This is a genomic window from Pseudoduganella sp. RAF53_2 (assembly GCF_052113985.1).
Lineage (GTDB): Bacteria > Pseudomonadota > Gammaproteobacteria > Burkholderiales > Burkholderiaceae_D > Rugamonas.
Genome location: NZ_JBFRDW010000393.1, coordinates 1 through 5614, shown reverse-complemented (window position 1 = coordinate 5614; position 5614 = coordinate 1). Strand labels below are relative to the sequence as shown.

Sequence of the window (5614 nt, the reverse complement as noted above, 5' to 3'; positions counted from 1 at the left end):
GTTCAGGCCCATGACGTGGCTGAAGCCGCCGTCGACGTACATGATGTCGCCGGTGATGCCGGAGGCCAGGTCGGACAGCAGGAAGGCGGAGGCGTTGCCGACTTCTTCGATGGTCACATTGCGGCGCAGCGGAGCGTGGCTGGAGGCGAAGCCCAGCAGCTTGCTGAAGTCCTTGATGCCGGACGCGGCCAGGGTCTTGATCGGACCGGCGGAAATGCCGTTGGAGCGGATGCCGTGCTGGCCCAGGTTTTCGGCCAGGTAGCGCACCGACGCTTCCAGCGATGCCTTGGCCAGGCCCATGGTGTTGTAGTAAGGGATCGCGCGCACTGCACCCAGGTAGGACAGGGTCAGCACCGAGGAACCAGGCTTCAGCAGCGGCAGGGCGGCTTTCACCATGGCTGGGAAGCTGTAAGCGGAGATGTCATGGGCAATGCGGAAGTTTTCGCGGCTGAAGCCGTCCAGGAACTCGCCGGCAATTGCTTCCCGAGGCGCGAAGCCGATGGCGTGCACGAAACCGTCCAGCTGCGACCACTCTTTGCCCAGGTCTGCGAACAGGTTGTTGATTTGCTCGTCGCTGCTCACGTCGCAGTCGAACACCAGCTTGCTGCCGAATTCGGCGGCGAATTCGGTGATGCGGTCCTTGAAGCGGTCGCCGACATAGGTGAACGCCAGTTCAGCGCCTTCGCGGTGGCAGGCCTGGGCGATGCCGTAAGCGATCGAACGGTTGGACAGAACGCCGGTGATGAGGATTTTTTTGCCTTGCAGGAAAGCCATCTATTTGCTCCAGTGGGTACAGCGTGTTGGGTGGTTCGGCGGATCGATGATCCGCCCTACGCATCACGACGGACGAGGGTCGTAGGGCGGATCATTGATCCGCCGCATGCGCAACGCAAGACAGAGATTGTATTGCCATGACGCCACGACTGCAAGTTTGCCAAGTCGTGGCGGAACGGGGTTAGTTGCTTTTGTGATGGCCTACTGCGTCACGCTTGACGTGGGCCTTGACCATGCTGACAGCAGGTTTCGCGTTCGTGTTGGACGCGCTGGCCTGTTTGTAGCGCTTGCTGCCGCCGGTGGTGCGCTCGGAATCGAGGGCGACAGTGGCGGAATCGGCGATTTCGGAAGGGATGTCCTGATCCACCATGGCGGAAGTTTTCGGCACCAGGATGGTGGAGCCGGCCTTCAGCACACTGCGGGTCGGGATGTTGTTTGCCATGCGGATCGCTTCCGGCGTGGTGCCGAATTTGTGGGCCAGGGAGGCGATGGATTCACGGGCGCTGCTGATCTTGTGCGTGGTCCAGCTGGAAAGCGCATGGGTCCACGATGCCAGGTTGGAGTAGAACTTCTCGACGTTTGCCTTCGGCAGCAGGATCTGGGTCTGGTCGTTGCCGGTGATGACAGGGCGGTTGAACTGCGGGTTCAAGGCCTTGAACTCGTCCACCGACATTTCGGCCAGCTTGGCGGCCACTGCCACGTCCATATCGCTGGTTTTTTCGACCGTCGCGAAGTAAGGCTGGTTGTCGATCTGCGGCAGGTTCAGGCCGAACTGCTGCGGGTTGGCGACGATATTCTTCACCGCTTGCAGCTTCGGCACGTAATTGCGGGTCTCGGCCGGCATCAGATCAGCCAGGCTGTCGAAATCGACCGGTTTGCCGGCGGCCTTGTTGCGCTGGACGGCTTTCTGCACATTGCCTTCGCCCCAGTTGTAGGCGGCCAGAGCCAGGTGCCAGTCGCCAAACATATCGTACAGGCGCTGCAGATAGGTCAGGGCGGCATCGGTCGAGGCAATAACCGAGCGGCGGTCGTCCTTGAACGCGCTCTGCTTCAGGTCATAGTCCTTGCCGGTGCCGGGCATGAACTGCCACAGGCCGGCGGCGGAAGCGCTGGACAGGGCGTTCGGGTTGAATGCGGATTCGATGAATGGCAGCAGGGCCAGTTCAGTCGGCATGCCGCGCTTTTCCAGCTCGCTGACCACGTGGTACAGGTAGAGCGAGGCGCGGGCCGAAGTGCGGGCCATGTAGTCCGGACGGTCGGCATACCACTTGGCATGCTTGGCCACCAGGGAGTTGTTCACGTCGGGAATGGCATAGCCGGAACGAATGCGGCCCCATACATCCGTCTCACGGAAGGTTTCTTCGCCCGCTACAGCTTGCTTGGCGAAGGTCTTGGGTGCGTCGGACGGGCTGGTTTTCGCCGGGGCGTTCAACGGCAGGGCCATGTCGGCTGCGTTGATCGCCGGGGCTGCGCTAGCGATCAGCGCGGCCAGCAGGGCGGTTTGAATTCGTGCTTGCATAGTTTTCCACTGTTGTCGGACAAGAAACATCGGACGGACTATCTAAACCCGGAGTGTAAGGATCATGCATGGTTCAGTCAAGCAAAAATGCGCTATGTCACTGATTTTCTTATGCAATTTTATGAGTTTATTCAGTGAAAGGGTATAATTGGCATCCAGTTTTAGCATTCAGGAATTGAAGATGAGCAAGTCCCCCGTGGATCATAGTGCCGTAATCGCAGCAACCCGGAAATGGGTGGAAAAGGCGGTGATCGGCCTGAACCTGTGTCCTTTCGCCAAGGCGGTCTATATCAAGGAACAGGTCCGCTATGTGGTGTCCGAGGCGGAAACGCCGGAGGAACTGCTGGAACTGCTGATGGACGAGCTTCAGTATCTGTCCGACACCCCGGCGGAAAAGGTCGACACGACCCTGATTATTCATCCAAACGTGCTGAACGACTTTGAGGAATATAACGAATTCCTTGATGTGGCCGACGCGGCCGTCGAGGATATGGAGCTGGAAGGCGAGATTCAGGTGGCCAGCTTCCACCCGGACTACCAGTTCGCCGACACGGATAAGAACGACATCGGCAACTACACCAACCGTTCGCCTTACCCGACCTTGCACCTGCTGCGCGAGGAAAGCATCGACCGCGCTGTGGAAGCTTTCCCGGAAGCCGAAGCCATTTTCGAGAAGAACATCGAAACCATGGAAGAACTGGGCCACGAGGGCTGGGATAAGCTGGGCCTTGAGGTGAAGTGATGAGCGAGCAGAAATTGCCTGAGCGGCCGGAYACGCCTTGCGTGGCGGTCTGCTCGACCACTTTCGATGAGATCTGCCGCGGTTGCGGCCGGACTTATATCGAGGTGGCGCATTGGGTTTCCATGAGCGCCCAGGAGAAAGAAAAGGTCTGGACGCGCATTCTCGCGCAGGGCTATCCGCGCCGCAACACGTGACGCAATGGCGGATCAATGATCCGCCCTACGCTGCCCCCCCCGAGCTGCCGTGCGTTGCGACGATGGCCGGAATTCCCGCGCGGCGCATCCCGGATTTGTCACGCGGCGCCGCGTAGGGAGGGTCATTGACCCGCCGTGCCTGAATTACCAGGTGCCGATAAAATCCTTCTTGCCGATTTCCAGCCCGTTATGGCGCAGGATGTCATAAGCCGTGGTGGCGTGGAAGTAGAAGTGTGGCAGTGCGTAATGCACCAGATACTCCTGGCCCACCCAGTTCTTCAGCTTTTCACCGGAACCGGTAGTTACAGCGCGCTGGGCGCTTTCTTCGATGGCGGCCTTCGGCAGGCTGTCCAGGAAAGCGATGGTGCGCGTGATGCGCAGCTTCAGTTCACCAAAGGTCTTTTCCGTATCTTCATACGACGGCACATCCTGGCCGGCCAGGCGCGCGCCTGCGCCCTTGGCGAAGTCGGCAGCGATCTGGATCTGACGGGTGAAGGGCAGCATGTCCGGGAAGAGACGGAATTGCAACACTGCGTTCGGATCGATTTTCTTCGCTTCGATATGGGCCTCAGCCTTCTCCAGGATAACCAAAAGGCTATTCAGAATCTGGCGAAACACCGGAACGGACGCGGAATACATGGAAAACGACATAAGATGCTCCTCAGTTAAGAGCGGCGATCATAGCAAGAATGCTCTCAATAAGGGTGACTGTTCATAGAGTTTATGTGCATAATTGCTGATGGGTATGTTTTTCAACTCAACCGTCCTGCATGGCTAGTCATTTATACCGAAAACTGAGATCCCGTCTGAGCGCCCTGTATGGACTATCCATCTACGGCTCGCTGCTTCTGATGGTGTTTGGTGGACTGGTCATTCCCGCAGCAATCGGCAGTTATCTGCTGATCGGCGTGCACGAGCAGCAATCCGCACGCACCGCCCTGAACGAATCCCTGCAGCGCAACGCCGACATCCTGGCGCTCGGCATGCAGGAATCCCTGTGGAATATGAATGCGGAATCCGCCCACTCGCTGGYGGAATCCGTGATGCGCGACCGTTCCGTGCTGCGCGTGGAAGTGACCGGCCAGGCCGACACCCAGTTCATGCACATGGAGGCGCCCAAGCGCCAGATCGGCAATGTCTACCGCGCCGAGCGCGAGATCCTGGTGCGCGGCGAAAAGATCGGCCGCATCATGGTCGAGATGGACGACGCTCGCAGCCAGGCCGAGCTGCGCGACAAACAATGGTCTTACGTGTTCGTGCTGGCCGCCCAGCTGACCATGTCGCTGGTGCTGATCATCCTGTTCCTGAATTCGCGTTTGCTGAAGCCGCTGCGCAAGCTGATGCGCTTCTCCGACCGCCTGTCGCACGGCGATTTCGAAACCCGTATGGACTTGCGCAGCAACGATGAGCTGGGCCGCCTGGCCAGCCAGCTGGAGCAGATGCGGGTCGCGATCAAACACCTGTTCGAAGACATCGGCCAGCGCGAAGAGCGCTTCCGCACCATCGTGACCCAGGTGCCGGGCGCCGTGTTCCGCTACCGCCCGGATGGCCCGATCGATTTCGTGTCGGATGCCATTGAAGACATTTCCGGCTACTCCGCTTCGCAGTTCATGCGCAGCACGACGCACGCCTGGGCCAACCTGATTTGCCCGGAAGACCGCAAGCGTCAGCGCCGCACCGTGGTGGCCGCGCTGGAAGAGGGCAAGCCTTACGAAATTGAATACCGCATCATCGACGCCACCGGCACCGAGCGCTGGGTGGCGGAAAACGGCCAGCCGCAAATGGGCGAAGCGGGCCAGGCGAGCTGGGTGGACGGCATCATTTCCGACATCAGCCAGCGTAAGCACAACGAAATGCGCATCGAGGCCCTGCTGGCCGAGCAGAGCGCGATTCTGGACAACGTGATGTTCGGCGTGATGTTCGTACGCCATCGGACCATCGTGTCGGTCAACCGCCGCTGCGAAGAATTGTTCGGCTACGAGCCGGGCCAGATGGTGGGCTGCTCGACCGCGATAGTGTTCCCGACGTCCTTCGACTTCGAATCGGCCGGCGCGCGCCAGTACCCGACCCTGGGCGCAGGCGAATACTTCAGCGAGGAACGCCACTACCGCCGCCGCGATGGCACGCTGTTCTGGTGCATGGTGTCCGGCTGCGCGATCGACCAGAACCGCTCCAACGAAGGCTCGATCTGGGTCTACGCCGACATCACCGCGCGTAAGGAGGCGGAAGAAAAGCTGCGCCTGTCCGCCACGGTGCTGGAGCACATTGCCGACGGCGTGATGGTCATCGACGACAAGGGCACCATCGTGGCCGTGAATCCCGCCTTCACGCAAATCACCGGCTACACCGAAGCGGAAGCCCTGGGCCAGGACCGCAACCTCACGC

The 5614-nt window shown here is 60.0% G+C and carries 6 protein-coding genes; 3 read left to right on the top strand and 3 right to left on the bottom strand.

What is annotated here, in order from left to right:
- Positions 1 to 774: enoyl-ACP reductase FabI (gene fabI, locus AB4Z11_RS21030; protein WP_442027445.1), on the bottom strand; the 774-nt coding region annotated here is incomplete at its 3' end.
- Between the two features lie 181 nt (positions 775 to 955).
- The gene (locus AB4Z11_RS21025; RefSeq protein ID WP_442027444.1) at positions 956 to 2293 is read right to left on the bottom strand and encodes a transglycosylase SLT domain-containing protein; all 1338 of its coding nucleotides are present in this window, start codon (positions 2291 to 2293) and stop codon (positions 956 to 958) included.
- 181 nt (positions 2294 to 2474) lie between these two features.
- On the opposite strand from AB4Z11_RS21025, the gene AB4Z11_RS21020 reads away from it, so the two are divergent.
- Together AB4Z11_RS21020 and AB4Z11_RS21015 are read left to right on the top strand one after the other, a co-directional pair.
- Complete coding sequence (locus AB4Z11_RS21020) at positions 2475 to 3035, top strand: DUF1415 domain-containing protein (protein ID WP_442027443.1); 561 nt, start codon at positions 2475 to 2477, stop codon at positions 3033 to 3035.
- Positions 3035 to 3229 (top strand): DUF1289 domain-containing protein, encoded by a 195-nt coding sequence (locus AB4Z11_RS21015; RefSeq protein ID WP_442027442.1) that lies wholly within the window; start codon positions 3035 to 3037, stop codon positions 3227 to 3229. Before AB4Z11_RS21020 ends, AB4Z11_RS21015 begins: the two co-directional genes overlap by 1 nt.
- Positions 3230 to 3373: 144 nt before the next feature.
- Here the strand turns inward: AB4Z11_RS21015 and AB4Z11_RS21010 are convergent, their stop codons facing one another.
- Complete coding sequence (locus AB4Z11_RS21010) at positions 3374 to 3880, bottom strand: DUF1993 domain-containing protein (protein WP_442027441.1); 507 nt, start codon at positions 3878 to 3880, stop codon at positions 3374 to 3376.
- A gap of 119 nt (positions 3881 to 3999) precedes the next feature.
- On the opposite strand from AB4Z11_RS21010, the gene AB4Z11_RS21005 reads away from it, so the two are divergent.
- Positions 4000 to 5614 (top strand): PAS domain S-box protein (locus AB4Z11_RS21005; protein ID WP_442027440.1); only part of this gene is annotated, 1615 nt, incomplete at its 3' end.

Excerpts from the sequence above, each read along its gene's own strand:
- AB4Z11_RS21025 (WP_442027444.1), bottom strand. The coding sequence starts at position 2,293 with ATGCAAGCACGAATTCAAACCGCCCTGCTGGCCGCGCTGATCGCTAGC.
- AB4Z11_RS21020 (WP_442027443.1), top strand. The coding sequence starts at position 2,475 with ATGAGCAAGTCCCCCGTGGATCATAGTGCCGTAATCGCAGCAACCCGG.
- AB4Z11_RS21010 (WP_442027441.1), bottom strand. The coding sequence starts at position 3,880 with ATGTCGTTTTCCATGTATTCCGCGTCCGTTCCGGTGTTTCGCCAGATT.